We start from the raw sequence: 24,731 nt of genomic DNA, 5'->3' as shown, positions 1-24,731 counted from the left end.
CCGCCGCGCATGCCCACCGCATCGGAGGGATCGACCTGTTCACGGAGAAGGCGAAATCGTTTCTACGCAAGGACATTGCAGCGTGCCGGGAGGCAGCGACCGAGGCGTACCGGGCTCACTTCTTGGGTGAGGCATCCCAGAAGTCGCGGTTGGTCAGTATTTTGCCGTCGCGCACAGTCCCCACCGAAGCGCCGTGCAGACCGGCCGGGTGCATGATCCATTCGACGGCGAACTGCTCGCCACTGACCAGTGCTGCGAGAACCTCATAGTTGGCACCGGGCGCGAGTTTCAATGCGCCGTCGACGAAGGCGCGGGCTTCGCTTGCGCCCGTGGCGATATGGCCAGTCGGGACGTCTTCGAGGACGACATCGTCGTCGAACCACGCGCTTATCGCCTCCGCGTCACCGCAATCCCAGTCTGCGTAGTAGCGCTTCACCCAGGACGCGTCGTCGGTCGCTGTCAGTTTGTCGGACACTGTGAGTCTCCTTCTGCGGTTGCCAAGATGCGGCGGATCGCACCTTCGAGCGGTTGACCGTCATCGCGGCCCAGGTCTTCGGCGCCGGCAGCGGCCAGTGCCGGATGGATGGTGTCGCCCTCGGCGCGACCCCGGGTGGCTAGCCATCCGACGAACATCAAGTAGGTGGCGGTGAAGGTCTGCACGGCAACGTCTTCGGTGAACCCTGCGCGGCGCAAGATGTCCAGGGCGGTATCGGTGAGCCGGGTGGCCGCCACCGACGGGCCCGTCGAGGTCAGCGCGTGCACGCCGGTGCCCGGATAAGCGAGGAAGCCCCGGTCCATGGCGAGCACCAGTTCGACATACTGGTCGATCCACGAGGCGTCCGGATCCATCCGCACATCGATCCGCGCGGCGACCGCCTCGACAACGCGATCGGCAAGGTCGTCACCACCGCGTAGGTGGTAGTGAATTGCGGGGGGTGTCACCCCGCATTCGGCGGCGACTTCCCGAACCGTCAACTCTGCCAAGGAACACCGCGCGACGACACGTAGTGCGGCCTCGACGACGTCGACCTTCGAAATAGGGGACGGCTGAGTCCCGCCTCGGCGTCCGATGGGTCATCACCCCTTCTTCCTGGGCGTCGGCGAATCCCATTATGTCATAGTAAATGGGGTTGGTGGGGAGAGGAGTCTGATGAACGCCGATGTTGTGGTTGTTGGAGGTGGGATAGCCGGATGCACGCTCGCGATTCGACTGGCCAACGCGGGCATCGCCGTGAGGGTCCTCGAACGTGAGCAGACCTACCGCGACATCGTGCGTGGAGAGGCCATGGTGCCCTGGGGTTTTCGCGAGGCCGTCGAGGTAGGGGTAGCCGAGACGATATTGCAGGCCGACGGTGTGTCGGTGATGACGAAGATGGTCCCGTACGACGAGGGCTTCAGCGTCGAGCAGGCCCAGCGGCGTTCCAGGGACCTGTCCACAGCGGTCCAGAACGCGCCGGGTGTGGTGGGCGTGGGCCATCCGGAGCTGCGCGAGGCGCTGGCCACGGCCGCGGTCAAGGCCGGCGCCGAGGTTGTGCGCGGCGTTCGCCGGACGGCAATAACGGCGGGTACGACCCCCTCGGTCGGCTACGAGACGGACGACGGCAGGCGAACCGCCATGTGCCGGTTGATCGTCGGCGCCGACGGCAAGATGTCGGCCATCAGGTCTGCGCTCGCGATGACGCTGTTCACCACACACGCCCGGGTCCGGTTGTCGGGCATGCTGGTTGACGACGGGGGAGTGTGGGATCGCACGGAAACCGCCATCTCGGTGGACGGCCGGAACCAGTACATCGTCCTCCCGCGAGCGGACAACCGATTGCGGCTCTACGTCGGTCGCAGTGTCGACGATCCCGCACCCCTGAAGGGGATCACCGCGGTCGGGGAATTCATGAACGCGTTCCGCACGCCAATCTTCCCGAATTCGGATGCGCTCGCCGCTTCCACCCCGATCGGTCCGTGCGCGACTTTTCCGATGAATGACGCCTGGGTTGACGAGCCCGTCGTGCCCGGCGCGGTGCTCATCGGCGACGCGGCCGGCTGGAGCAATCCGGTTACCGCCCAGGGACTCAGTATCAGTATGCGTGACGCGCGGGTGCTGTCGGAGGCGCTGCTGGGCAGTTCCGACTGGACACCGCACGGGCTGGCTGGGTATGTCCAGGAACGACGCCTGCGGATGGGACGGCTGCGCTTCGCCAGTGCGCTGACAGACCTGCTCACTGGATTCGGCATGCCGGATCGTTTGGCCCGTAGGTCACGGATGTTCAAGCTGCTGCACCACCGTCCCGAGCTCGGTGCGGCCCTGGATGCGGTGCACGCCGGGCCGTGGGAAGCCCCGGACGAGGCCTACACACCGGACATCCTGACTACGCTGGCGCTGGCCTGAGCCAACCGCTACAGCTGTCGGAGGTACCGCTCGACCAGGTCGACCGCGGACTGCGGGTAGCTGCGCGCGGTCGCCACATCCAGGCCGTCGCGCACCAACAGCAGCGCAAGCCGGTTGTTGATCAGGGACAATACGAAGGCCGCCACCAGCTGGTAGTAGATGATGTCACCGGTCAAGTTTCCCCCGAATTCCCGGTAACGGCTGACGAATTCGCCGTCGGTCGGCACTCCCGGAGGCCTGGTGAACCCCAGCGACTCGCAGAGAAACGTCTCGAACATGAGCCACCAGCCGAGATCGATGTCGGCGGGCCCGGTGCTGGCTGTCTCCCAATCGAACAGGGCAGCCACCGAGAGATCATCGGCAAACGACATGTTGCCGACGCGCGCGTCTCCCCAGACGATGGTCTCGGCGTCGGTCTCGGGAGCCTGCTCGTGGATCACCCGCAGCGCGCGGGCCAAGGTGTCTGCGCCAACCTTCAGGTCATCGCGGCACCAGTCATACCAATCTTGCAAGGTGAGTAGGTAGCGCTGCAGAGCGGTGAACCCATGGGGACCATCGGCGCGAAGGAACGCCAGGTCGTCCGGGGCATTGACCTGGTGGACCGTCACCAGTGCGCGTAGGCCGTTGTCGCACAGTAATTCCCGATCAGCAGCGGACAAGGCTGCGGTCCAGCCGCGCTTATGCCAGCTCGGGACATCGGACGGCGTGCGGCCGTGTACCCGTCGCATCACATAGAACGGTGCTCCCAGCATCGACGGATCTGTCTCGACGCCGACGATGTGTGGCACTGCGATTCCGTGCCGGCCGAGCCGACGCATCACCTCGGCTTGCCGGGGTGCGTCGGGTGTGGTGAACAGCTGATGATCCTTCGCCTGCATCCGCAACACGAGTTCTGCGGTCTGATGACGCCCTGTCAGATCAGTCCAAGCCGCGGTGAAGAAGACGGTCTTGCCGGAGTAGCCGGCATCGGGACTGCTGAATGACGAGATATCGAAGGTCTTGGCTCCCGCTGGCGCAAGCCGTGGGGGAAGCCATGAATGGAGAGTCTCGCGAACACCCGTGCCGACGTCACCCCGGGCCGGCGTGTATGCCATCGGCGACCCCTCCTAGCACTTTGTGAACACTACTGTCAGAATAGGCGAATGTCAGATCCCGAATCCAGCCGGGTGCCGCTCGGTGCGTACACGCTGCCGGGGCGCGTCGCCGATCCTCGCGCGGCGATAGCGCAAGCGGCGGCGGCGCAGCGGCTGGGTCTACGGACCCTGTGGCTCAGCGAACGATGGGGCACCAAGGACCTTGGCGTTCTCGCGGGCGCTATCAGTCAGGTGACGACCACGATTCGGATCGCGTCCGGCATCACCCACTTTCAATCCCGGCATCCGGCCGTCCTGGCGTCGCTGGCCATGACCGCGCAGGCGTTGTCAGGCGGTCGAATGATCATCGGCGTCGGCCGCTCGGTGGACGCGATGTGGACCGCGGTCGGCCTGCCGCCGTCGACTAACGCGTCGCTGATCGACAACGCCGACATCTTCAGGCGGCTGTGCCGTGGCGAGAAGGTGCGATACGACGGGCCAGCGGGCACCTTTCCGTCGTTGCGGCTCAACGATGTTCCTGATCAGCCGGTGCCGCCGCTGGTACTGGCCGCGATCGGACCCAAGGGCCTCGCGGTCGCGGGCCAGCACTTCGACGGCGTGTTGCTGCACCCGTTCCTCACCCCGGATGCGGTGCGACGGTCGGTGCGGGTGGTCCGCGACGCCGAAAGCGCGGCAGGCCGACCTGAGGGCAGTGTCCGGGTGTACGCCACGGTCGTGGTCGCGTGCGACCTACCGCCGGCCGAGGAGGTCGCGGTCGTCGGCGCTCGCGCGGTGACCTACTACCAGGTGCCCGGATTGGGGGAGCGGTTGGCAGAGGTCAACGGATGGGAACGGGAACCGTTGGCGGGGTTGCGATCCCATCCGTTGCTCGCCGGGATCCGGGGATCGGCGGACTCCGTTCTCACCCGCGAGGAACTCGTGGAGGTAGCTTCGGTGTTGCCCACGGCGTGGATTGACGAAGCGGCGGCGATCGGATCGACGCGCTCCTGCCACGAGGTATTCGATCGGTATCGCGAGGCCGGCGCCGATGAACTCGTCCTGCATGGCAGTACGCCCGATCAGCTCGGACCGTTATTTCCGACGGTTGAAACGGGTTCCCGAGCATGAGTGAAATCAAGGTGATCAGCGACTGGGTCCGCGAAGACCTGGGCGGCGAGGTCGTCTTCATCGAACGGCAGACCCGGTGGCGGCCGAATTGGTTGGTGGACGTCGACCTCGACGGGCAGCGGACCGAACTCATGGTGCGGGGCCAACGGATCGACTCACCGCTGGTGTTCCCGCTACACCACGAGATGACGTTTCAAGATCTCCTGCACCGCAACGATATTCCGGTACCCCGTGTTTACGGCTGGCTCGACACGTTGCCGGCCTATGTGATGGACCGAGTTTCTGGCCGGCCCGACTTCACCGATTGCACAATGGCCGAGCGTGATGCGGTGATGGCGGAATACATGCGGATCCTCGCTCGCATCCACGCGCTGAACGTCGATGAGTTCGAGGCGGCCGGCATCACCCGTGCGTCGGCGCCTACTTCAACACCGGGCTCGGTCGGAATGGCTTCCTTCGAGAAGCTCTACCGGCAGACCAAGCGTAGGCCGGATCCCTTCGTGGAGTTTGCATTGGGCTGGCTGCGGCGAAACCCACTGCCCGCCAACACTCGTGAGGCACCCATAGTGTGGGACTCCGGCCAGTTTCACCATTGTGACGGCAGGATCACCGCGCTGCTGGACCTCGAGATCGGTCACATCGGGGATCCGCTGATGGACCTGGCCGCCTTTCGCATGCGGGACACCGTGCTGAACTTCGGCGACTTCGATACGCTCTACGGCATCTACGCCGACGCGGCCGGGGTCCAGCTCGACATGGCAGCGATCCAGCACCACCACCTGGCGTTCACGCTGACCAATGAGCTTGCCTTCCACGGAGCATTAGCAGAACCGATACTGGGGTCCGCGTACATGACCAATCTGCAGTGGTGTACCGAAACGAACCTGCACTCGGTCGAAGCTTTCGCCGAACTTCTGGGTTACGACCTGGACGAGGCGGTGGATCTGCCTGAATCAGCATATTTCACCAATGAGATCGCCTTCCGGCACCTGGTGCAGACCCTGGGCTCCGTCACGATCGGCGAGCCGTTCGCCCGCTATGAGGTGCGCAACTCGTTCCGATTGGCCAGACATCTGTTGCGCCGCCAGGAGATCGGTGCGCAACTCGACGAGCAGGACCTCGACGACCTGACACCGTTACTCGGGCACCGTCCGACTGACGTCGCATCCGCGGACGGGCAGTTGGAGAATTTCGTGCTGTCCGACGACGGACGGCATGACGAGCCGCTCGTGCAGCTGTTCTATCGACGCTTCCTACGCGCGAACGCGGTCCTTGGGCCAGCAGGATCGGCGATGACCGTTCACCGAAAGGTGCAGCCTTTCAAGGGGATCAGCTCGCCGCACCAAGCCGCTGCAGCATCCCGTCGATGACCTCAATCGCGTCGTCGCGGGCTTGGCGAGGGTCGGGTGCGTTGGCGACGAATTGCGCAGCTTCATCGGCGGCGGCCAACAGTACGTGAGCGAGCACGTCGAGGGGTTGGGGAGTCACCGCACCCTGCTCGACGGCTTTTTCGAGAAGCGCGCGAATCGACCCGAGACCGAACTGAACTTGTAGCTCGCGCCACCTCTGCCAGCCGAGCACGGCAGGGCCTTCGATCATGAGGATGCGCCGGACCTCGCCGGCGAGCGATGACTTCAGGTAGGCACGCAGGCCGGCGCGCAGCGCACTCAAGGCGTCGTCGCTGTCCTCGGGGCGCGGCGCTTGGCTGTCCACCTGTTCCTGGACAGCGAGGAACACCGCAAGGAACAGGGCTTCCTTGTTCGCAAAGTGGTGGTAGAGCGCTCCTCGAGTACCGACGCCGGCGGCGGCGACGATCTCCTCGGTGCCGGTGGCGAAGTAACCCTTCTCCACGAAGAGTCGACGCCCGGCCGCGATGAGCGCCGCCCGGGTGGCCTCGGCACGATCGGCGATTTCCGCGGTGCGGACCGGTCGCTTCTGTGCTTTCGAAGGTTGACCACTGGACATACAGTTAGTATCCTCTACATACAGCCTGTATGCACCGTGCGGTGGCATCAGGTTCGAACGGGTGAAGTTCTCGATTGGCAAAGGTATCCCGCGCAGCGCGCGGTGCCGTGTGCGAGGAGCGAAATATGGGCGAGACGCAGGACAAGGTGCTGATCTTCTCAGCCGATGGGCATGCAGGCGCGAAACGGATGGCGGACTATCTGCCCTATTTCGACCCGGATGTGCGGGACAGCGTCAAGGACCTGCTGTCCGAGGAGGAGCAGGCCTATCGACGAATGCTGGCTCCCGATTTCAGTTCCGGGCCAGGCGAGGAGCCGGCCGAGTTGGACCCGCGCTGGGCGCCTGCGTTCCCGGAACGCTTCGGCGGCTGGGACATCGGCGTACGCATGGAACAGTTGGATCGCGAAGGGGTCGCGGGTGAGATGTTGGTACCGGGGCACCAGTTCTCGTCACTGCCGTTGTTCAGTGTGGTGAACAAACCCTTCGAGGCGAGTTTGCGTGACGCAGGCATGCGCGCGTACCAGCGGTGGCTGGCCGACTTCATGTCCGGCGGCGACGGCCGCCTCTACGGAATGGCGGACCCGGGTACATGCCACGACATCGATGTCTCAGTTCGCGAACTGCATTGGGCGCGTCAGAACGGTTACGTCGCCGTCGGTGTGCCCGGCATCATCGAGGACCCCGCACTGCCGCCCATCGTCAGTGACCACTACGAACCGTTCTGGAAGGCGTGCGTCGACCTCGACCTCACGCTCGCAGTGCATGCCGGATGGGGATTCCCGCAAGGTCGCTATCAGGAGTTCATCTCGGCGTTCGTGGCCACACATCTCGGCGGCGCAGAAGCGAGCCAGATGATGGCCGCTCAGCAGCGACTCGACGGGGAGGCCCGCGAGGCGCTACAGAAGGAGTTCGCCGAGTCCCCGGCGTCGCCGTTCCGGTTGGACTATGGTCCTCGCCGGTTGCTCTGGCAATTGATGATCGGTGGAGTGTTCGACCGGTACCCACAGCTGCGGTTCGTCCTGACCGAGGTTCGTTCGGATTGGCTGCCCACCACGCTGCAGATCCTCGACTCCTGGTACGAGCAGCGGGACACCCCGCTGAAGATGCGACCGAGCGAATACTGGGAGCGTCACTGCTTCGCGACCCCGTCATCGATCCACAAGGTCGAGGTCGAGGCCCGCGACGAAATCGGTGTGAATCGGCTGATGCTGGGAATCGACTATCCGCATCCGGAAGGAATGTGGCCCGACACATGGAACTGGATCAAGGTGGCGTTCGCCGGAGTTTCGGAGAATGAGGCCCGAATGATCCTGGGGGAGAATGCACTACGTGCTTTCCCAGTGGACGGCGAGCATCTGCGCGCGGTGGCAGACCGGATCGGTCCGGATCCGAGCAACCTGTTGAGCGGCGGTGACGAGGTGCCGACTGAACACGTCGAGCACTACCACCGGCGGGGCGGATTCCTGCGCCCCACTGAACGGGTCGATCAGGACGCGATTCTCCGGTTCGCCGACGAGGATCTTCAGATCACTCGTTAGGGATCGTGCTAATTAGTTAAACATTGAACGAATTCAACCTAGAATTCGGTTATGGACCTGAAACTCCAACGCATCGCCGCGTGGGGCGGCATCGCCATGCTCGCCCTGTTCTTTATCTTCTTCATGCTCATCGCAAAGCTGATCCCGCCGCTCTCGCCGACCGCCAGCGCTGCGGCCATCAAAGACTTCCTCATCGCCAACAAGCTGCGTGTACGCGTCGGTCTCGCCTTGAGCCTGCTAGCAGCCTGCGTCGCGTTACCTTGGTTGGCCACCATCTGCCTGCGCGTACGTCGCATCGAAGGCAAGTGGGGAGTGCTGTCGGTGACCCAGATCTTCGCTGGGGTCATCTTCGTACCAGGCTTCCTCTTTCCCATGATGGTGATGGCTGCAGCGGCCTTTCGTCCCGAAGAGCGCGATCCGCAGATCACCCAAGCCCTTAACGACGTGTTCTGGCTGATGTTCGTCGGGATCGTCGGGACCCTGCTGATCCAGGCCTTGGTCTTGACTTTGGCGTCTTTTCTCGATCGGACGGAACCGGAAACATTTCCGCGGTGGTTCGGCTACCTGAACGGGTGGTACGCGCTCCTGGCCTTGCCGGGTGGGGCGGTCATGATCTTCAACGACGGCCCGCTGGCTTGGAACGGGATTTTCGCCTTTTGGGTTCCGCTGGTGGCGTTCTCTGTGTGGATGATCGCGGTGACGGTGGTGTTGATCCAGTCGATCAGTGCGGAGCAGTCGGCGGAGCCGGTGACCGCCGCCGCGTCGTGACCGTCGAAGCGCCCTCGACCACTGCAGCGCGTGCCCGACGGCTCCCTGGCGAGAGTGGCACCTGGGTCTTCCTTCTCGGCGACATGCTGGTCTTCGGTGCGTTCTTCGCCACCTTCATGGTCGAGCGCGACAAGGCGCCCGAACTCTTTGACGCCGCGCGCAAGACGCTCCACCTCGGGGTCGGCCTCGCCAACACGCTGGTGCTGTTGACGAGCTCACTGTTCGTGGTTGTCGCGCTGGGAGCGCTGCGCTCGGGAGCGCATCGGCTAGCGCGCTCAGTCGTGTCGGGTGCGATCGCTTGCGGCGCAACGTTCATTGCGCTCAAGGCCTTCGAGTACTCCTCGTTGGTGGCGGATGGGCACGGAATCGGGGCGAACCACTTCTACCTCTACTACTTCATCCTCACCGGCGTGCACCTGTTCCACGTCTGCGTCGGCATGGGTGTCCTGACATTCCTGCTGACCCAGACTGCGCGGCCCGAGCTCGGTGCGACGCGGATGGCCGTCGTCGAGGGTGGAGCCTGCTTCTGGCATCTCGTCGACCTGCTGTGGATCGTGCTGTTTCCGTTGCTGTACCTGGTGGCCTGATGACCGGTCCGTCGGCCCTCACGTTCGTCCGCAGCCGCGCGGGACTGTCGTGGCTGGTTCTCATCGTGGCGACCCTGGTGTCGTACGCGTTGGGCGCCGACCACGGCACCGGATCGGTGATGGTGGTCGTAGTGCTCGCCATTGCCGCGATCAAGGTCCGGCTCGTCGGGCTCGACTTCATGGAACTGCGCAGTGCCCCAATACCATTGCGCCTGATCTTCGAGGGTTACTGCCTCGGGCTGTGGGCTGTGCTGTCCGGGCTGTATCTGTTCGGTTGAGCCGATGGCAGGCTGGTGGATTCCTACACGTCCCAGGTCAGAGGAAGGGTCGTGAGGCCGAGTTGCCCACCTGTCTCGAGCAGTTGGGCATCGGGGTCGAGGCGGTAGTTCGGGATGCGCTTGTGCCACTCTTCCATCGCGATTTTGAGCTCCCGCCGGGCGAGGTGAGAGCCCAGGCAGCGATGTGGCCCCGCGCCGAAGGCAATGTGATTGTTGGGCTTACGTTCGATGTCGATAGTGCGGGCATCATTGAATGCGGCGTCGTCACGCGTCGCGGCGCTGAGCGGGATGTTGACCATGTCGCCCGCTTTGAACGGGCAGCCCTGGACTTCGATGTCCTCGGTGACCTTGCGGGCCGGGATGACGATCGCGTACGCGCGCACGAATTCCTCGACGGCAGTGGGTATGAGGTCGGGTTGCTGCAGAATTCGTTCGCGGTGATCTGGGGTGCGGGCCAAGTGCAGGAAGATCCAGCCCAACGTGGCTGACACGGTGTCCAACCCGGCCATGAACATCAAGAGGCAGAAGGACAGTAGGTCGGCGTCGGTGACAGGTTCACCGTCGACCTCATAGGTGAGGGCCCTGCTGACGATGTCATCGCGCGGCTCGAGGCGGCGGTCGGCGATGATCGCCGCGAAGCGTTGCATCACCGCCATGGACGCTTCAGATCTCCGGTTCATTCCCTCTTCGTCGTGGGATATGTGCAGGATCGCGTGTTCCCACTCCATGAACTGATCCAGTTCATCGATCGGCAATCCCATCATCTCCAGAAAGATGGTGGTGGGAAATTGCTGGGCGAAGTCGGCCATGAAATCGCACGCCCCTTTGTCGGCGATCGCTTCGATGAGGTCGATGGCACGCTGTCGCACGGCGTCGTCGAGCCGTTCCACCGCTCCTGGAGAGAACAGTGGACCAAGCTGGCGGCGCCACTGCTTGTGTTCGTCACCATCGAGCATCTCGGGAATCCACTTGTATTGCGGATCGGGATCGAGCGCAGTGACGACGCTGTTGGAGAACACTTGAGGGTTCTGCAGGATCGCCAGAATCCCTTCATAATTGACTACTGTCCAGAACCCCGGGCCGAATTCGTTTCGGTACCAAGGGAATTGATCCCGCAGTTCATCGTAAGTGCGCATCCAGGTGCCTGCGGGCCTGGACTCCGTGTAGTCGAAGTTGAGCACAGGGCACTTATCGGTCCGGTTGTCGGTAGTAGTCACGATTGATCCTCTTCCACGTTGTTTCTCACGGTCTTGGCTATCCGTTGCGAATTGCTGCGGCAAGTGTCTGCGGCGCGTCGATCATGACGAAGGTGGAGCAGTCCGGGACCTCGATCAACGAGGCGTTCGGGAAGGCGTCACGCAGGCGGTGTGCATGCTCGAGGGGGAACAGCTTGTCATCGGTACCCCACGCCAGGGTGACGGGCCTGTCGAACGCCTGGATCGCCGGCGCGGCACGCAGCGTCAGCGCCGGATCCAGTGAGGCAGTCACCGTGACGGCGTCGCGCCGGGCCGCGCCGCTGGTGGCGAAGGCCCCGAAGATCTGGCGTTGTCGCTGCGCTGCCGGCGGGTGCTTGGACACCGCCTTGAGGAAGAAGTCCTGTCCGGGTCCGGTGGCCAGCAGACGCAGAATTCCGCCACCCACCGCGGAGCTGAACCGGCACAACTTCACGATCTGCGCGAAGGATCCTGGCGGAAAGTGTTCGTAGCTATCGCAATTGGTGAGCACCAGGCGGGCAATCCGGGTCGCGTCCAGCGTTGGATCACCCAACGACGCAAGAACTAAGCCGCCGCCGGTGTCGTTGGCCACCACGGTGACGTCGCTGAGTTCCAAAGCCTCCATGAAGTGCACGATGGGTCGAGAGGCGGCTTCTGCGCCGAGATCGGCGCCATCGGTCTTCGTACTGTGCGCACCCAACGGCCATGTCGGGGCGATGCAGCGAAAGCCTTCGCCTAGTTCGGCCACGACGTCGTTCCACAGGGCCCCGGTGACGTACACGCCGTGCACGAAAAGGACCGTCGGTCCGGCTCCGGTATCGATGTAATCGACGTCCAGCCCGTCGACACGGACGGTGTGGTCTGTCATTGCGACCTTCCCTCGTTCAGATCGGGAGTTCAAGCGCACGAATGCTGTTCTCCCACGTATAGCGAGCTCGCGCCGATGCGAAGCATGGCGGACGTGCGACGTCCTAAGCACATACTGTATGTATGCATGATCACATGCAATGAGTATGTTCAGATGGGTGCTGGCGTGTCAACGCTTTACCGGAGGTCGAGGGGCGAAATAGCTCGCTTCCCCGCATCACCGTTGCGGCGCGGATGTTCCTAGCCCGGCCAGCAGTTGGCTGATAGCCGCGATGCCCTGCTCGCGGGCGGCCATGGGGTCGGGCGAGTTCGCGATTACCAGCGCGGCCTCGTCCACGGCCGCCAACAGGACGTGCGCCAGGACGATCAGGGGCTGCGCCGGTAGCGAGCCTTCGAGGACAGCGCGTTCGAGCAGTCCGTGAATGGCCCCGACACCGTATCGGCCTTCGAGTTGACGCCAGGTCTGCCAGCCCAACACCGCCGGCCCATCGATGAGCAAAATGCGCTGTACCTCAGGGGTAAGCGAGGCGTCGAGGAATTTCAGTAGGCCGGAGCGCAGCCGCCCGAGCGCGTCGCCAGCGCCGTCCGCGCCGCCGGCTGCGGCGAGCAGATCCTCTTCCACCTGCTCAAAAACCGCTTGGAACAGAGCGCGCTTGCCGCCGAAGTGGTGATAAAGCGCTCCACGGGTACCGACGCCGGATGCGGTCACGATCTCCTCGGTCCCGGTGTCGAAATAGCCCTTCTCGACGAACAGCCTTCGGGCCGCAGCGATCAACGCCGAGCGGGTGGCTTCGGCCTGTACTGCTCGGGGAGTCTTCGCGGCGGTTGCCGACTGTTGACGACGGGGCACGCGCTCAGTATATTCCCATACGGTTTGTAGGTGAAATACCTTCAATCTGTATGTCAAGATCCCTCGGGAAGAGGCTCACCATGACCGATCCGATCCAGCTCGTTGACGCCTTCTGTGGCTTGATGGAGCAGCGCGACGTGGCGGCCCTGAAGCCGTATCTAGCCGATGACGCGGTTTATCAGAACGTCGGGATGCCGGCGAGCGTCGGCGCCGACGCGATCGCCGAAAATCTCGGCCAGCAGTTCGCCGTATTCCCCGATTCCTACGCCTATCAGATGATCAACATCGCCGCCTCGGGTGACACCGTGCTCACCGAGCGTCTCGACATGATCAAGACGCCGGCCGGCGAGGTGGTGGGAGTTCCTGTCATGGGGACCTTCGTGGTGCGCGGCGGCAAGATCGCCCGCTGGACCGACTACTGGGACACCGGCCTGCCGGTCAAGATGATGACCGGCGAAGACATTTCCGACTTGGTGCCCAGCGACTATCTGTCGGTCTAAGGACCGCGATCGCAGGGCAGTCGAGAACCCGTGCTCTGCCCCGCAGACGCAGGTACACGACGACAACAACGCAAGCTGAGAGGAACATGGGCATGGACCGTGACCCCGAGGTACAACGCCTCATCGACGAGGCGGCCATACGCCGCCTGCTGGCGCAGTACCCGCGAGCGATCGACCGGCAAGATCACGAGCTTCTCGCATCGCTGTTTCATCCCGACGCGATCGACGAGCATGGCCCGATCAATGGCCCTGCAACCGATTTCGTGAACTTCATGAAGACCGGAAGCGTGGAGGGCCACCACTGGATGCATCACAACGGAACACAGTTGATCGACATCGACGGCGACGTCGCGCACACCGAGACCTACACCCTGGCGTTCTATCGGGAGCCAGACGACGACGGCAACCGGGGCAACCGCGAAGTTTTTCTGCGCGTCCGGTACCTCGACAAGATCGAACGGCGCGATGGGCAGTGGCGAATCGCTCACCGCAAGGTCGCCTTCTCGCCCTGTCACATACTCACCGTCACCGAGGACTACCCCATGTGGGAGGGCACGATTCTCGAGGGCATGGTCGGCGCCGACGCCAGCTACCACCGCTAGGAGATCGAGAGATGCAGACCACGACAGACCCTCAGCAGTCGGCGGGCTTCTACGAATCGGCGCCGATGGCGCTGGATCGCAGCGCGGGTTGGCGATATGTCCGAGAACGTGGCGACGTCTTCGAAGCCGACGGCATGTGGTACCTGACCAGCCTGGAAGCCGTCCGATTCGCCCAACACCATCCCGAGATCTTCTCCTCGGCAGGCGGATACGACGTCGGCAGCCCGATACCCATGGTGCCGTTGATGATTGATCCCCCCGACCACGCCCGCTACCGCCGCCTCCTCGACCCCATGCTGTCGCCACGCGTGATCAACGGCATCGAGGACAACCTCCGCGAGCAAGCCGCGCAACTGGTGAAACCCCTTGCCGATAAAGGACAGTGCGACGTCATCACCGACATCGCCGAGCTGTTCCCCACACAGGTACTGCTCACCCTGTTCGGGCTACCCGTCGCAGATCGAGATAAATTTCGCGTGTGGTCGGACACCCTGACCTCCGACGCCGCCAAGAGCGAGGCCACACAAGCACAACTCGAGGCCGGCGCGGCGCTCCTCGGGTACCTCCAGGAGCATGTCAGCTCAAAACGGAGCCACCCCGGCAGCGATGACATGATCGGTCACCTGCTGGCCGTATCCGAAGACGAGGGCCTCAACGACCTCGACATACTTGGCATGTGCTTCCTGTTTGTCCTCGCCGCGCTGGACACCACCACCGGTGCCATCGGCTTCACGATGTACCACCTGGCGCGACGTCCCGACCTACGCCGCGCGGTCATCGACGATCCGGCTCTGATCACCCCCCTCGTCGAAGAAATTCTGCGCCTCGAACTGCCCGCTCCAATGGTTCCGCGGCGGACCACCCAGGATGTCGAGGTCGCCGGTGTCACCATTCCGGCGGGATCGAAAGTTCACATCTGTATGGCCACCGCGAACCGGGAAGGCAGCGACGGATCGGCGCCAGACGACATCGACCTGTCCGCGGCCGGACGCGGCCATCTGAGCTTCGGAGGCGGTATACACCGCTGCCTGGGTTCACATCTGGCGCGCCGGGAACTACGCCTGATCGTCGAGGAATTCCACGCTCGAATCTCCGACTACGAGATTCCGGACGGATATGAGCCTCGAATTGCCTGGCCCACAGGGACATACCATCTGGAAAGCCTGCCCCTCGTCTTTGGGCGCGGGAGATGACGAAGCTCCAGATCGACCCGAACAGGTGTGTGGGGCACGGCCAGTGCTACCTCGCCGTGCCTGATCTCATTGAGGACGACGACCGGGGCCTAGCCCACGTCCAAGGGGACGGTTACGTGCCGCCAGATCGACTCGAATCGCTGCAACAGGCACAGAAGCTCTGCCCGGAACGGGCGGTGCTGCTCACCGAGGATGTGCCGGACGCGCGCGAGTCATCTGACCACTGATAAAGGGGATGTGGGCTATGCTGTCCGGACTGTACTTGTTCGGTTGACCGTCAGTGCGACCGAACGCCGAAGTCGATGTCCTGGATGCCTTTGAACGGCGTGAAGTCGTCCTTGCCCAACCATGACGGGCTGGCGCTGTGCCCGGGCTCCGGCCGCGCCCAGTCGACCCACGGCCCCCAGTCCTCGCGGCGCAGTTGCTGTTCGAGCGTCTGCGGATGTCTCTTCGCGGCCGCGGAGTAGCGCCGCCCAAACTCCTTCATCTCGGCCATCACCCAGACGTCCTCCTCGGAACGCCACTTTCCGCCGCCGGCGTACTCGATGAACTGATAGGACGGGAAGTCGATGGGCGGTGCGCCGGGCTCCGGATTGTCGGCACGATTGAACACCTTGTAGGCGACCCGCGGCCCGTCGATGACGTAGAAGATTAGCGGGCTGTAGACCTGCGGCGCGGCACCCATCGTGCCTTCGAGGAATTTGGTGATCTCGTCGGGACCGGTGAAGGTTCCGTAAAAGTGGTCGAAGTAGGTCGCGTCGTCGGTGAACAGGTTTGCCCAGGCCGCCCAGTCCTCGAGCACGGGGCCGGTCATGAAGTAGCGTCGGAACTCTCGCTCGACCTCTTCGATGTCTGCCACGGTCGTTAACCTCCGAGTCGTAGTCCTGTATTGCGGGTGCCGAATATCTCAGTAGCCATGATGGCGCCGAGTTTGCCTGCGTCCCAGCGCTTCTGGCCGTTAGATGCCGATGCTGCCGGATGCCAGCCTTTGAGCAGCTGAAGGTGTTCACCCATGGCCCGTATCACCTGACCGCTGACGTGTCCGGCCTCCGGGCTGGCCAGCCAGGCCACCACCGGGGAGCCGAGCGACGGATCCTTGGGATCGAACTCGTCCTCCGATCGTTCGTCGGGTTCGATGGGCGCCTGCGCTCCTGGCATCGACGCCGACATCCGGGTGCGTCCGCCCGGGCTTATCGCGTTCACGGTAGCGCCGATCGACGCCAACTCGAGGCTCAGCGTCTGGGTCAATCCCACGATCGCCGACTTCGCGGTGCTGTAGTTGGTCTGTCCGAAGTGACCGTGCAAGCCTGCTCCGGAGGTGGTATTGATGATGCGTCCGTACACCTTCCCGCCTGATTCCTTAGATTCCGCACGCCATTTGCGGGCAACGGCGCGGCTGGTGAGCCAGCTGCCGCGGACGTGCACCCGCATCACCAGGTCGAAGTCGTCGACGCTCATGTTCCAGATCGCCTTGTCGCGCACGATGCCCGCGTTGTTGACGACGATGTCGAGGCGGCCGAGCTGCGAGTAAGCACGCTCCACCGCGAGGTCGACCTGCTCCTCGTCGCCCACGTCGCTGAAGTCGGAAACCGCTTTCCCGCCCCGGCTTTCGATAATGGCCACCACCTCGTCGGCAACTTTTCCGGTGCCTTCACCGGACAGACTGGTGCCGAGATCATTGACGATCACGGTGGCGCCGTGCTTGGCCAGCTCAAGCGCGTGACCGCGGCCGATGCCATGGCCTGCGCCGGTCACCAGGGCGACCTTGCCCTCGAGTAGTCCTGTCACTGGTTCTCCTCGCTAGGTGTGAACACCGTCAAGTAGGGACTTTCGGAATCGTCCTCGTCGACCGCACGAAACAACGCCGTGACCGGCATCCCGACCCGCAGCCGATCCGGCTCGACGCCGTCGATCGTCGTCATGAGCCGTGGCCCCTCGTCCAGTTCGACGATCGCAGCTACGTAAGGCAGCCGCTCCTTGAAGGGGGGCAGATCATTCACGTACACAGTCGAATACGTGTAGAGCGTTCCGAATCCGCTGGCCTGAACGGGGTGGACATCCTCGCTCCAGCAGTACGGACAGAACGGTCGCGGGTAGTGGTGGACCTTGCCGCAGGCCGCGCATTCGGTGATCAGCAGTCGACCTTGCCGAGCCGCCTCCCAGTATGAAGCACTTGCGGCGTCGATCGTCGGAATATCTGCTCTTGCCACGGCCGTCACCACCCGGTGAACTCGGTCGGACGCTTCTCGACGAACGCCTGCACGCCCTCCTTGGAGTCGTGCGAGTACGACTGGAGTTCCTGCGCCATCGCCTCCGCGACGAACGCGCCCGGCCGGTCGGTGTCGGGGGAGTCGTTGAGCAACCGCTTGGTGAACGCGATGGCACTGGTCGGTGCGCCGGCCAGCCGTCCCGCGAAGTCGGCGACGGTGGAATCGAAGTCCTCGACGCTCACCACCCGGTTCACCAGCCCCAGCCCCAACGCCTCAGAGGCCGTGAGTCGTTCGCCGAAGAACGTCATTTCCTTAGCCTTCTGCATGCCGATGCGGCGAGGCAGCAGGTAGCACCCACCGCCGTCGACGACGAGCCCGCGTTTGACGAAAGACTCTGCGAAGTAGGCGTTTTCGGTGGCGATCACGAGGTCCGATGCGTAGACCAGGTGTGCGCCCAACCCGGTTGCGGCCCCGTGCACCGCGGCGATCACCGGCTTGTTGCAGTCCAGGACACACGCCACCAACTTCTGGGCCCCGTTCATGATGCGCCGCATGGGCTCCATCACCCGTTTCTCGCCCTGCGCGCGCCGTTCGGCCAGCGAACCCACATCAGCGCCGGAGCAGAAGTGTTTGCCGTTGGCGCGCAGCACCACGACGCGCACCTTCTCGTCGCCGTCGGCGGTGGACAACAGCGCGATGAGCGCGTCCCTGTCGTCGGGCCGGACCGCGTTGGCAGCCTCCGGCCGGTTCAGGGTGATGGTCATGACTCCGTCGGAAATGTCCGACAGGACCGTTTGGGGTGTGCTCACGGTGTGTAGGTCGCCTTCAGATGTTTGATGCCGTTGACGAAATTCGACCTCAGCATGACTGGCTCACCTGCCGCCGTGATGTCGGGGTATCGCGCATAAAGCATCTCGAAGGCCACATTCAACTCGAGGCGGGCCAGGTGAGCGCCCAGGCAGAAGTGCGGACCCGGACCACCGAAGGCGATGTGGTTGTTGGGTTTCCGCGCAATGTCAAAGGTCTCGGGCTCGCTGAACACCGCAGGGTCGCGATTGGCGGCTGGGTACCAGAGGACGACCTTGTCGCCCGCGTTGAAGGTATGGGTGACCTGGCCATCCTCATCGGTGAGCGTCACCCCGTCGCGGGTCACGGTGCGGCGCATGTGGATTACCGGACTGGCGTACCGCAGAATCTCTTCGATGGCTGTCGGCGCCAACTCCTCGTAGTTGGCCAGCAGCCTGTCGCGTTGGTCGGGATGCTCGCTCAGGATCAGCAGGCCATGGGTGAGCGCGTTGCGCGTGGTCTCATTGCCCGCACCGATCAGCAGGATGAAGAACTTGGCCAACTCCTGGGGGGTCAGGTTCTCCTCGTCTGAGGTGACCAGCTTGCTGATCACATCGTCACGGGGATTGGTTATGCGATCTTCGGCGATGCCCTTGAGCAGTTCGATGAGTCGCTCGCTCGTCTCGGTCACCGCCTTCTCGATGCCGGACACGGTCTGGTCGGGAACATACTCGGGGTCCGATGCGCCGAGTACGACGTTCGTGGCGCGCACGATGAACTGCTCGTGCTCGCGCGGCACACCGAGCATGTTGTCGATGATGCGCAGCGGCAGCAGGGTGGCGAACGACGAGACGAAGTCGCACTCGCCCGAGCGCGGCATCTCCTCGAGGATCTCGGCGGTGGTCTCCTGCACCTGGCCGCGGAGTTCGGACAGGATCCGGGGACTGAAGCCCCTCGAGACGATCTTGCGGAGCCGTTGGTGTTCGGGATCGTCCATGTCGATGATCGAGCCCCGGTATTCGCGCATTTCGGCGGTCTGGTCGAAAATCTGGGTGCCCTGCCCGGAAGCGAACTCGGCGGGGCGACGGCTGATGGCAATGACGTCGCGGTGCGATCCGACCGCCCAGAATCCGCGCACTCGCGGGGAGTCGGGACGGTTGGTACGGACGAACACCGGGCCCCCAGCCTCGCGGAGGCGTCGGTACAGCTCCGTCCGGTCGCCTGGCCGCTCCTGCCACCACTGCAGGTCGACCAGCGGGGCGAAGTGCTGCTCATCGATGTCCGTCGCGCTCACAGCATCCGATTCTGGCACTCATGTCACTTTTAGGCAACGTCGCAGTACCGGCCGATATAAGCGGTTGACTTCGAATCGCACTCTTGAACACAGGAGTCATCTAACATTAGCGTCACTACTGGGTCCGGGCGCACCGAACCGGCCGACGGCAAGATTGGGGAGTGCAGATGACATTACGGGTCGGCATCATCGGCGTCGGCTGGGGTGCCCATGTGCAGGTGCCGGGATTCCGGGCGGCCAAGGGTTTCGAAGCCGTGGCACTCTGCGCACGCACTCCGGAGCGCCTCGAACGGGTGGCCACCAAGCTTGGCATCGAAGAGACCTCGACCGATTGGAAGTCGTTCGTTACGCGAGACGACCTCGACGTCATCTCGGTCGCGACGCCGACGACCCTGCACCACGACATGACGCTGGCCGCGCTGGCCGCAGGTAAGCCCGTGCTGTGCGAAAAGCCGCTTGCCGGTGACCTGGATGCGGCCCGTGACATGGTGCGCGCCGCCGCCGAGGCCAACGTGCCCACCGCCTGTTGCTTCGAGAACCGGTGGAACCCAGACTGGTTGGCCGTCGCGGACCGAGTGCGTTCCGGCTTCCTGGGCACGCAGTACCTCGCGCGCGTGAGCCGCAGCGCGTCGTATTGGCATCCGAGCCATCCCCTGCAGGCTCACTGGATGTACGACCGTGAGCAGGGCGGCGGATACCTGGCGGGCATGTTGGTGCACGATCTCGACTTCCTGTGCAGCTTGCTCGGTCGGCCGGTGTCGGTGTGCGCGGAGGTGCGCACCAGTGACCCCACTCGTGAGCTGCCCGACGGTGGGACGCTGCGCGTCACCGCCGACGACACCGCGGCGCTGCTGATGCGCATGGAGTCCGGGGTAACCGCTGTCCTGAGTGTTTCGGTGATGGGCGCCCACGCCGACCACTACCGCCTGGAACTCTTCGGCTCCGACGGCACCATCATCGGTGACGGCGACTTGCGTTCCGCGGCATATCATCTCGGCGCCGCGGCTGACGACGGGCTGAGCCCGCTGACTGTCGACGACCGCGAGCCTGCGCATCCCGAGCGGCTCCCCGGGGGGCTGGCGGGCCATGCCAGCCGGGCGATGGCGCTGATGCTGCAGGACTGGCTGCCCGCGTTCGACGGGGGTCCGAGCGAAGCTGCCACCTTCGAGGATGGACTCCTGTCACTCGCAGTGATCGACGCCGCGCACCGCTCCTCCGAGGGGGGCGGCTGGGAGCCCGTGCAGGCCTGAGGTCCCTAGCAGTTGCGCCAGGCGGCGAGTACGTCCCGGGTCGTCGGTGTGGGACCGAGTAGCCGGAGCGAATGGCGGAGCATGGCGTCGACGAATTCCGCTGGGAGCCCTGATACTCCGTCGCTGAGCACGGCGACGCGGTACCCGAGATTGACCGCCTCGATGGCCATGCCGATGATTGCCTCGTTCACCGACACCCCGCCGATCACGAGCGACTCGATGTCGAGGCTGCGCAGGATGGCGTCGAGGTCGGTGCCGGTAAATGCGGACATGCCATGTCGGCGCGCATGCACGACGTCGGGTTCTAAGGGCGCCAATTCAGCGATGATCTCGGCCGCGGGACTGCCCTCCGCCATGTAGCTTGCGTCGTGTCCGAGCGTCGCGGCCAGTAGCGGAGTATTGATCCGGACGCCGACGTGATTGGCCCGGAACTGCAGGGTGGCATGAATGACCGGCACGTCGAGTTCGCGTGCCTGGGCGCAGAATTCAGCTAGCCTCGTTGGTAGTCGCGCGGCAGCGACCGCACCCGAGAGCTCACGCATTGCCTCTGGCGCCAGGTCGCCGACGATGCCGCGCTGCATCTCGGAAATGATGACGGCCGTGCCTCGGCGGGGGATCAGGTCAGACAATTGCATGCGCGTACCGCGGTCAGCCCGCTGACGGCTCCGCCGGCGGGTAGAGCAGGACGCCGCGGATGTTGGCTCCCGAGTGCATGTCGGCGTAGCCGTCGTTGACCTTCTCCAATGGATACGTTCGGGTGACCATGGTGTCGAGGTCCACCTGGCCGGCGCTGTACAACTCGAGAATCTTGGGGATGTCGGCGCGCGGATTGCCCGAGCCGTACAGCGTTCCGATGATCTGCTTCTCGGTCAGTGTCAGGTCCATCAAATTGGCCCGGATCTCGCGCTCCAACATCGGATGGATGTTGGTGACCACCAGCCTGCCCCGCTTGGCCGTCATCGCGAGGGCCTGGCCGACCAGCTGGCCGTCGCCGACGCCCATCGCGCAGATGAACTTGTCCACGCCGCGGTTCCAGGTGGCCTCGGCGACAACGGCTTTCGCCTCCTGCCAGTCCGCCACCGTGTGGGTCGCACCCATCTTCGCCGCTTCTTCCCGCTTGTACTCCGACGGGTCGATCACGGTTATGGTGCGCGCACCCGCGAGCCGGGCGCCCTGGACCGCCGCTGCGCCTATGCCGCCGACGCCGGCGACGGCCACGGTGTCTCCCGGCCGTACGTCGGCGGCGTACACCGCCGATCCCCATCCGGTGATGAAGCCGCAGCCGAGCAGGCAGGCGAGGTCGAGTCGGTAGTGCTCCGGGATCTTGACGCAGCTCGCCTCGTGGACCACGGTGTGATGCGAGAACGAACCGACGCCGCAGGCTAACGCGAGGTCCTTGTCGCCGATATGGTGGCGGGCGGTTCCGTCGTGAATCTGCATGCCGGAGTAGATCTTTGCGCCAAGATCGCACAGGCTCTGATGACCGGTCGAACACGACGGGCACCGGCCGCAGGATGGAATGAAGCTGAACACCACGTGGTCGCCAGGAGCGAGCCACGACACATGATCGCCGACGGCCTTGACCACGCCGGCACCCTCGTGCCCACCGATGCAGGGCAGGGCGATCGGCATGTCACCAGTGACGAGGTGGTCGTCGGAATGGCACATACCTGATGCATGAAGTTCGACCAGTACCTCGGTCGCCTTCGGCGCGTCGAGCTCGATGGTCTCGATCGTCCACGGCGTGTTGCGCTCGTACAGGACCGCCGCCTGGGTCTGCATGCTCATGGGCACGCCCTTTCTGTCCTCAACGGATGATGGCCTGATATTCGATGAAGCCGGCGATGCCCTCGGGACCGCCTTCGCGGCCGATGCCGGATTGCTTGAACCCGCCGAACGGGCTGGCGAAGTCCAGCACGGCTGTCGAGTTGACCGCCACCGATCCGACCTCGAGCCGTGTCGCAACCGCCGACGCACGCGCCGCGTCGGACGACCACACCGCACCGACAAGTCCGTAGCGAGAGTCGTTGGCGATGGCAACCGCTTCGGCGGCGATATCGTCGCCAACGTCGTCATAGGCGATGACGACCGCGACCGGACCAAAGACCTCCTCGCGGGCGATCTCCATGTCGTTGGTCGCCGCGACGAGCGCCGGGGCGACGTACCAGCCTGGGCGGTCCGGCCGTTCGCCGCCCACCAGGATCGTGGCGCCGTCTTCTCGCGCACGCCGCAGGAAGCCCTCCGCCTTGTCGCGAGCCGCCTCGTTGATCACCGGTCCGATGTCGGTGGACCGGTCGGCCGGATCTCCTACGGTGAGGCCGGCGACCGCATCGGTCAACGCCGTCACGTATTCGCCGTAGCGGCTGCGCGGCAACAGGATTCGCGTCAGGGCCGCGCAGAGCTGGCCATTGTTTCCCATCACGCCGCTGACCAATCCGGGCACCGCGCTCTCCAGCTCCGCGTCGGGCAGGACGATGGCCGCGGACTTACCACCCAGTTCGAGGCTGTATCGGCGGATGCGAGACCCGCACGACGCGGCGATCCGCGCACCCACTGCCGTCGATCCGGTGAAGCTGACCTTGTCGACTCCCGGATGCTCGGTGAGCAGCTCGCCCGTGGCGGCACCGCCGTTGACGACGTTGACCACGCCGTCGGGGATTCCGGCCTGTTCGATCGCGTCGGTCAGCGCGGCGAATTCCAGCGGTGCGTCGGGTGCCGGTTTCAAGACCACCGTGCACCCTGCGGCCAGTGCGGGGCCGAGCTTCAACGCGGCGATGAACAACGGCGTGTTCCATGGCACGATCGCGCCGACCACCCCGACGGGTACGTGGCGCACCTCGACCGTCCCGCCCGTCATCGAGGGACGGGTGGCGAAGAAGGGATAGTCGGCGGTGATGGAGGCATAGGCCTTTAGCACGCCGACGGCGGTGATCACCTGACCGAAGGTGCTCCAGGATCGCGGTGATCCGATCTCGGCGGTCGTCAGGTCGGCCAGTTCACCCTTGCGCGCCTCGAGCGCATCGGCCAACCGGCCGAGTGCGGCGCCGCGCTCGGCGGGAGAGGTGGCGGCCCATGCGGGCAGGGCAGCGCGAGCGGCTGCAACGGCGGCGTCGACGTCGTCTCGCCCGGCGACACTGACGGTCCCCAGCACCTCGCCGCTGGCCGGGGACGTCACGTCGATCGTCTCGGCGGGGGCACCCGTGATCCATTTGCCTGCGACGTAGGTTGCCGCCAACTCGACCATGAAGACCGATTCTGGCACCAATGTCATCTTTCGACAAGCGGCTCATTTGTGCTGTAGACGCCCTATCGGTTTCCTTCCGGTACTTTTTCTGACACTATTGGTCACTATGACTGCACCGTTCGAAGGCGACGCCGATCTGGGCCACGGACAGCCCTGGGAGGTCGTCGTCGAGCGCGGCAAGATCGCCGAGTTCGCCGAGGCCATGCTGAGCGACGAGCCTGCCTACCGCGGCCCCGACGCGATCATTCCGCCCACGTTCCTCACCAGCGCCGCCCGGTGGGCGCCGCCCGGTGTGCGGGTCAGCGTGGGCTTCGACCGCAAGCGCCTGCTACACGGCGAACAGGAGTACGCCTTCTATGGCGACCTGCCCGCTGCGGGCGACGTGCTCACCGCTCAGGAGCGGGTGGTCGGCCGGTTCGAAAAGCCGGGTAAGCGCGGCGGCACGATGCGCTTCGCCACTGTAGTAACCGAATACCGGGATGCCGCAGGAGCATTGGTTGCCGAGGCGAAGGCGACGTTCATCGAAACGGCGGCCGAGAAGTGACGGCCACAACTGCCTTGCGGGTCGGCGCGGAGGCCCCACCACGCGAATTCGGTCCGCTCACCCGTCAGATGTTCGTCCGCTATGCGGGGGCGTCCGGGGACCTGAACCCCATGCATTACGACGACGAACTCGCGCGGTCCGCCGGATACCCGTCGGTGTTCGCGCAGGGAATGTTCTCGGCAGCGCTGCTCGCGGGATTTGCGACCGATTGGATGGGCGCGGGCAACGTGCGCCGTTTCGGGGTCAGATTCCGCGAACAGGTCTGGCCGGGTGACGTACTGACGTGCGCGGGCACCGTCACCGAGATCTGCGAGGAGGGGGACGCTGACCGCCTGTCTGTCGAGTTGACCGTCACCCGCCAGACCGGCGGGGTCGCAATCACCGGTTCCGCACAATTCCTCATACCGCGAAACGCGCCACCGAGTGCCACGTCGAACGCGGATCGGCCATAGGCTTA

At 64.5% G+C, this 24,731-nt stretch carries 29 protein-coding genes; 14 read left to right on the top strand and 15 right to left on the bottom strand.

The genetic code is table 11. The features are described 5' to 3' along the window. Positions 1–115 precede the first annotated feature (115 nt). The gene (locus AC0KS4_RS12495) at positions 116–475 is read right to left on the bottom strand and encodes a nuclear transport factor 2 family protein (RefSeq protein ID WP_238956005.1); all 360 of its coding nucleotides are present in this window, start codon (positions 473–475) and stop codon (positions 116–118) included. After that, complete coding sequence (locus tag AC0KS4_RS12490; RefSeq protein WP_308193080.1) at positions 460–1,038, bottom strand: TetR/AcrR family transcriptional regulator; 579 nt, start codon at positions 1,036–1,038, stop codon at positions 460–462. The genes AC0KS4_RS12495 and AC0KS4_RS12490 overlap by 16 nt, the downstream gene beginning before the upstream one ends. 112 nt (positions 1,039–1,150) lie before the next feature. Here AC0KS4_RS12490 and AC0KS4_RS12485 point away from each other — a divergent pair, with 112 nt between their 5' ends. Further along, positions 1,151–2,383: an FAD-dependent oxidoreductase gene (locus AC0KS4_RS12485; protein WP_238956003.1), complete on the top strand. Its 1,233-nt coding sequence runs from the start codon at positions 1,151–1,153 to the stop codon at positions 2,381–2,383. Between the two features lie 8 nt (positions 2,384–2,391). Here the strand turns inward: AC0KS4_RS12485 and AC0KS4_RS12480 are convergent, their stop codons facing one another. Next, the gene (locus tag AC0KS4_RS12480) at positions 2,392–3,477 is read right to left on the bottom strand and encodes a phosphotransferase family protein (protein WP_238956002.1); all 1,086 of its coding nucleotides are present in this window, start codon (positions 3,475–3,477) and stop codon (positions 2,392–2,394) included. Positions 3,478–3,525: 48 nt separating this feature from the next. Here AC0KS4_RS12480 and AC0KS4_RS12475 point away from each other — a divergent pair, with 48 nt between their 5' ends. Continuing rightward, positions 3,526–4,584, top strand: coding sequence for a TIGR03857 family LLM class F420-dependent oxidoreductase (locus tag AC0KS4_RS12475; RefSeq protein ID WP_338341731.1), 1,059 nt, complete (start codon positions 3,526–3,528; stop codon positions 4,582–4,584). After that, positions 4,581–5,954 (top strand): phosphotransferase family protein, encoded by a 1,374-nt coding sequence (locus AC0KS4_RS12470; RefSeq protein ID WP_238956000.1) that lies wholly within the window; start codon positions 4,581–4,583, stop codon positions 5,952–5,954. Before AC0KS4_RS12475 ends, AC0KS4_RS12470 begins: the two co-directional genes overlap by 4 nt. Here the strand turns inward: AC0KS4_RS12470 and AC0KS4_RS12465 are convergent. Next, positions 5,914–6,630 carry a TetR/AcrR family transcriptional regulator gene (locus AC0KS4_RS12465; protein ID WP_238955999.1) on the bottom strand — a complete coding sequence of 239 codons (717 nt, stop codon included), beginning with the start codon at positions 6,628–6,630 and terminating at the stop codon, positions 5,914–5,916. The genes AC0KS4_RS12470 and AC0KS4_RS12465 overlap by 41 nt on opposite strands. 44 nt (positions 6,631–6,674) lie before the next feature. Between AC0KS4_RS12465 and AC0KS4_RS12460 the strand changes: the two genes are divergently transcribed. The 4 genes from AC0KS4_RS12460 to AC0KS4_RS12445 all read left to right on the top strand — a co-directional run bounded on the left by AC0KS4_RS12460 (position 6,675) and on the right by AC0KS4_RS12445 (position 9,720). Then, positions 6,675–8,087, top strand: coding sequence for an amidohydrolase family protein (locus AC0KS4_RS12460; RefSeq protein ID WP_238955998.1), 1,413 nt, complete (start codon positions 6,675–6,677; stop codon positions 8,085–8,087). 51 nt (positions 8,088–8,138) lie between these two features. Next, on the top strand, positions 8,139–8,855 hold the full coding sequence (locus AC0KS4_RS12455) for a hypothetical protein (RefSeq protein ID WP_238955997.1): 717 nt from the start codon (positions 8,139–8,141) through the stop codon (positions 8,853–8,855). A gap of 83 nt (positions 8,856–8,938) precedes the next feature. Next, a complete protein-coding gene (locus tag AC0KS4_RS12450) occupies positions 8,939–9,442 on the top strand; it encodes a cytochrome c oxidase subunit 3 (RefSeq protein ID WP_238955996.1) in 504 nt (167 codons plus the stop codon). Continuing rightward, complete coding sequence (locus AC0KS4_RS12445) at positions 9,442–9,720, top strand: cytochrome C oxidase subunit IV family protein (RefSeq protein WP_238955995.1); 279 nt, start codon at positions 9,442–9,444, stop codon at positions 9,718–9,720. The genes AC0KS4_RS12450 and AC0KS4_RS12445 overlap by 1 nt, the downstream gene beginning before the upstream one ends. A gap of 23 nt (positions 9,721–9,743) precedes the next feature. Here the strand turns inward: AC0KS4_RS12445 and AC0KS4_RS12440 are convergent, their stop codons facing one another. From AC0KS4_RS12440 to AC0KS4_RS12430, 3 genes are all read right to left on the bottom strand, one after another. Beyond that, the gene (locus tag AC0KS4_RS12440; protein WP_238955994.1) at positions 9,744–10,901 is read right to left on the bottom strand and encodes a cytochrome P450; all 1,158 of its coding nucleotides are present in this window, start codon (positions 10,899–10,901) and stop codon (positions 9,744–9,746) included. Between the two features lie 73 nt (positions 10,902–10,974). After that, a complete protein-coding gene (locus AC0KS4_RS12435) occupies positions 10,975–11,772 on the bottom strand; it encodes an alpha/beta fold hydrolase (RefSeq protein WP_238957294.1) in 798 nt (265 codons plus the stop codon). A gap of 246 nt (positions 11,773–12,018) precedes the next feature. Further along, complete coding sequence (locus tag AC0KS4_RS12430) at positions 12,019–12,651, bottom strand: TetR/AcrR family transcriptional regulator (protein ID WP_472408514.1); 633 nt, start codon at positions 12,649–12,651, stop codon at positions 12,019–12,021. 80 nt (positions 12,652–12,731) lie between these two features. On the opposite strand from AC0KS4_RS12430, the gene AC0KS4_RS12425 reads away from it, so the two are divergent. The 4 genes from AC0KS4_RS12425 (at position 12,732) to AC0KS4_RS12410 (ending at position 15,173) form a co-directional block, all read left to right on the top strand. Next, positions 12,732–13,151, top strand: coding sequence for a limonene-1,2-epoxide hydrolase family protein (locus AC0KS4_RS12425; RefSeq protein ID WP_238955992.1), 420 nt, complete (start codon positions 12,732–12,734; stop codon positions 13,149–13,151). Between the two features lie 92 nt (positions 13,152–13,243). Continuing rightward, entirely contained in the window at positions 13,244–13,753 is a 510-nt protein-coding gene (locus tag AC0KS4_RS12420; RefSeq protein ID WP_238955991.1) for a nuclear transport factor 2 family protein, read from the top strand. Between the two features lie 11 nt (positions 13,754–13,764). Further along, positions 13,765–14,946, top strand: a complete 1,182-nt coding sequence (locus AC0KS4_RS12415; RefSeq protein WP_238955990.1) for a cytochrome P450 — start codon at positions 13,765–13,767, stop codon at positions 14,944–14,946. Next, complete coding sequence (locus AC0KS4_RS12410) at positions 14,943–15,173, top strand: ferredoxin (protein ID WP_238955989.1); 231 nt, start codon at positions 14,943–14,945, stop codon at positions 15,171–15,173. Before AC0KS4_RS12415 ends, AC0KS4_RS12410 begins: the two co-directional genes overlap by 4 nt. Before the next feature lie 50 nt (positions 15,174–15,223). On the opposite strand, the gene AC0KS4_RS12405 is transcribed toward AC0KS4_RS12410, so the two are convergent. From AC0KS4_RS12405 to AC0KS4_RS12385, 5 genes are read right to left on the bottom strand one after another with little or no spacing between them, the layout of a single operon-like run. Beyond that, positions 15,224–15,805, bottom strand: coding sequence for a YybH family protein (locus tag AC0KS4_RS12405; RefSeq protein ID WP_238955988.1), 582 nt, complete (start codon positions 15,803–15,805; stop codon positions 15,224–15,226). Positions 15,806–15,810: 5 nt separating this feature from the next. Next, positions 15,811–16,734 (bottom strand): SDR family NAD(P)-dependent oxidoreductase, encoded by a 924-nt coding sequence (locus AC0KS4_RS12400; protein WP_064939830.1) that lies wholly within the window; start codon positions 16,732–16,734, stop codon positions 15,811–15,813. Beyond that, on the bottom strand, positions 16,731–17,156 hold the full coding sequence (locus AC0KS4_RS12395; RefSeq protein ID WP_081283840.1) for a Zn-ribbon domain-containing OB-fold protein: 426 nt from the start codon (positions 17,154–17,156) through the stop codon (positions 16,731–16,733). Before AC0KS4_RS12395 ends, AC0KS4_RS12400 begins: the two co-directional genes overlap by 4 nt. A 5-nt stretch (positions 17,157–17,161) precedes the next feature. Next, positions 17,162–17,965, bottom strand: a complete 804-nt coding sequence (locus tag AC0KS4_RS12390) for an enoyl-CoA hydratase/isomerase family protein (protein ID WP_238955987.1) — start codon at positions 17,963–17,965, stop codon at positions 17,162–17,164. Then, positions 17,962–19,236, bottom strand: coding sequence for a cytochrome P450 (locus AC0KS4_RS12385; protein WP_238955986.1), 1,275 nt, complete (start codon positions 19,234–19,236; stop codon positions 17,962–17,964). Before AC0KS4_RS12385 ends, AC0KS4_RS12390 begins: the two co-directional genes overlap by 4 nt. A 167-nt stretch (positions 19,237–19,403) precedes the next feature. Between AC0KS4_RS12385 and AC0KS4_RS12380 the strand changes: the two genes are divergently transcribed. After that, positions 19,404–20,486, top strand: coding sequence for a Gfo/Idh/MocA family protein (locus AC0KS4_RS12380; protein ID WP_238955985.1), 1,083 nt, complete (start codon positions 19,404–19,406; stop codon positions 20,484–20,486). Between the two features lie 5 nt (positions 20,487–20,491). On the opposite strand, the gene AC0KS4_RS12375 is transcribed toward AC0KS4_RS12380, so the two are convergent. Genes AC0KS4_RS12375 through AC0KS4_RS12365 form a run of 3 tightly spaced genes read right to left on the bottom strand, consistent with a single transcriptional unit; the run spans position 20,492 to position 23,757 of the window. Further along, positions 20,492–21,121, bottom strand: coding sequence for a cysteine hydrolase family protein (locus AC0KS4_RS12375; RefSeq protein ID WP_238955984.1), 630 nt, complete (start codon positions 21,119–21,121; stop codon positions 20,492–20,494). 13 nt (positions 21,122–21,134) lie between these two features. Beyond that, positions 21,135–22,268 (bottom strand): Zn-dependent alcohol dehydrogenase, encoded by a 1,134-nt coding sequence (locus AC0KS4_RS12370; RefSeq protein ID WP_238957293.1) that lies wholly within the window; start codon positions 22,266–22,268, stop codon positions 21,135–21,137. A 25-nt stretch (positions 22,269–22,293) separates the two neighbouring features. Further along, complete coding sequence (locus tag AC0KS4_RS12365) at positions 22,294–23,757, bottom strand: aldehyde dehydrogenase (protein ID WP_238955983.1); 1,464 nt, start codon at positions 23,755–23,757, stop codon at positions 22,294–22,296. A 79-nt stretch (positions 23,758–23,836) separates the two neighbouring features. On the opposite strand from AC0KS4_RS12365, the gene AC0KS4_RS12360 reads away from it, so the two are divergent. Both AC0KS4_RS12360 and AC0KS4_RS12355 read left to right on the top strand, forming a co-directional pair. Continuing rightward, a complete protein-coding gene (locus AC0KS4_RS12360; protein WP_238955982.1) occupies positions 23,837–24,274 on the top strand; it encodes an FAS1-like dehydratase domain-containing protein in 438 nt (145 codons plus the stop codon). Beyond that, positions 24,271–24,726, top strand: a complete 456-nt coding sequence (locus tag AC0KS4_RS12355; RefSeq protein ID WP_238955981.1) for a MaoC/PaaZ C-terminal domain-containing protein — start codon at positions 24,271–24,273, stop codon at positions 24,724–24,726. Before AC0KS4_RS12360 ends, AC0KS4_RS12355 begins: the two co-directional genes overlap by 4 nt. The last annotated feature ends 5 nt before the right edge of the window (positions 24,727–24,731 follow it).

It is taken from the genome of Mycobacterium sp. NTMscope_MAC_12 (assembly GCF_976985675.1).
The sequence above is the reverse complement of the archived record's forward strand: the minus strand, read 5'-3'. Positions and strand labels throughout refer to the sequence as shown.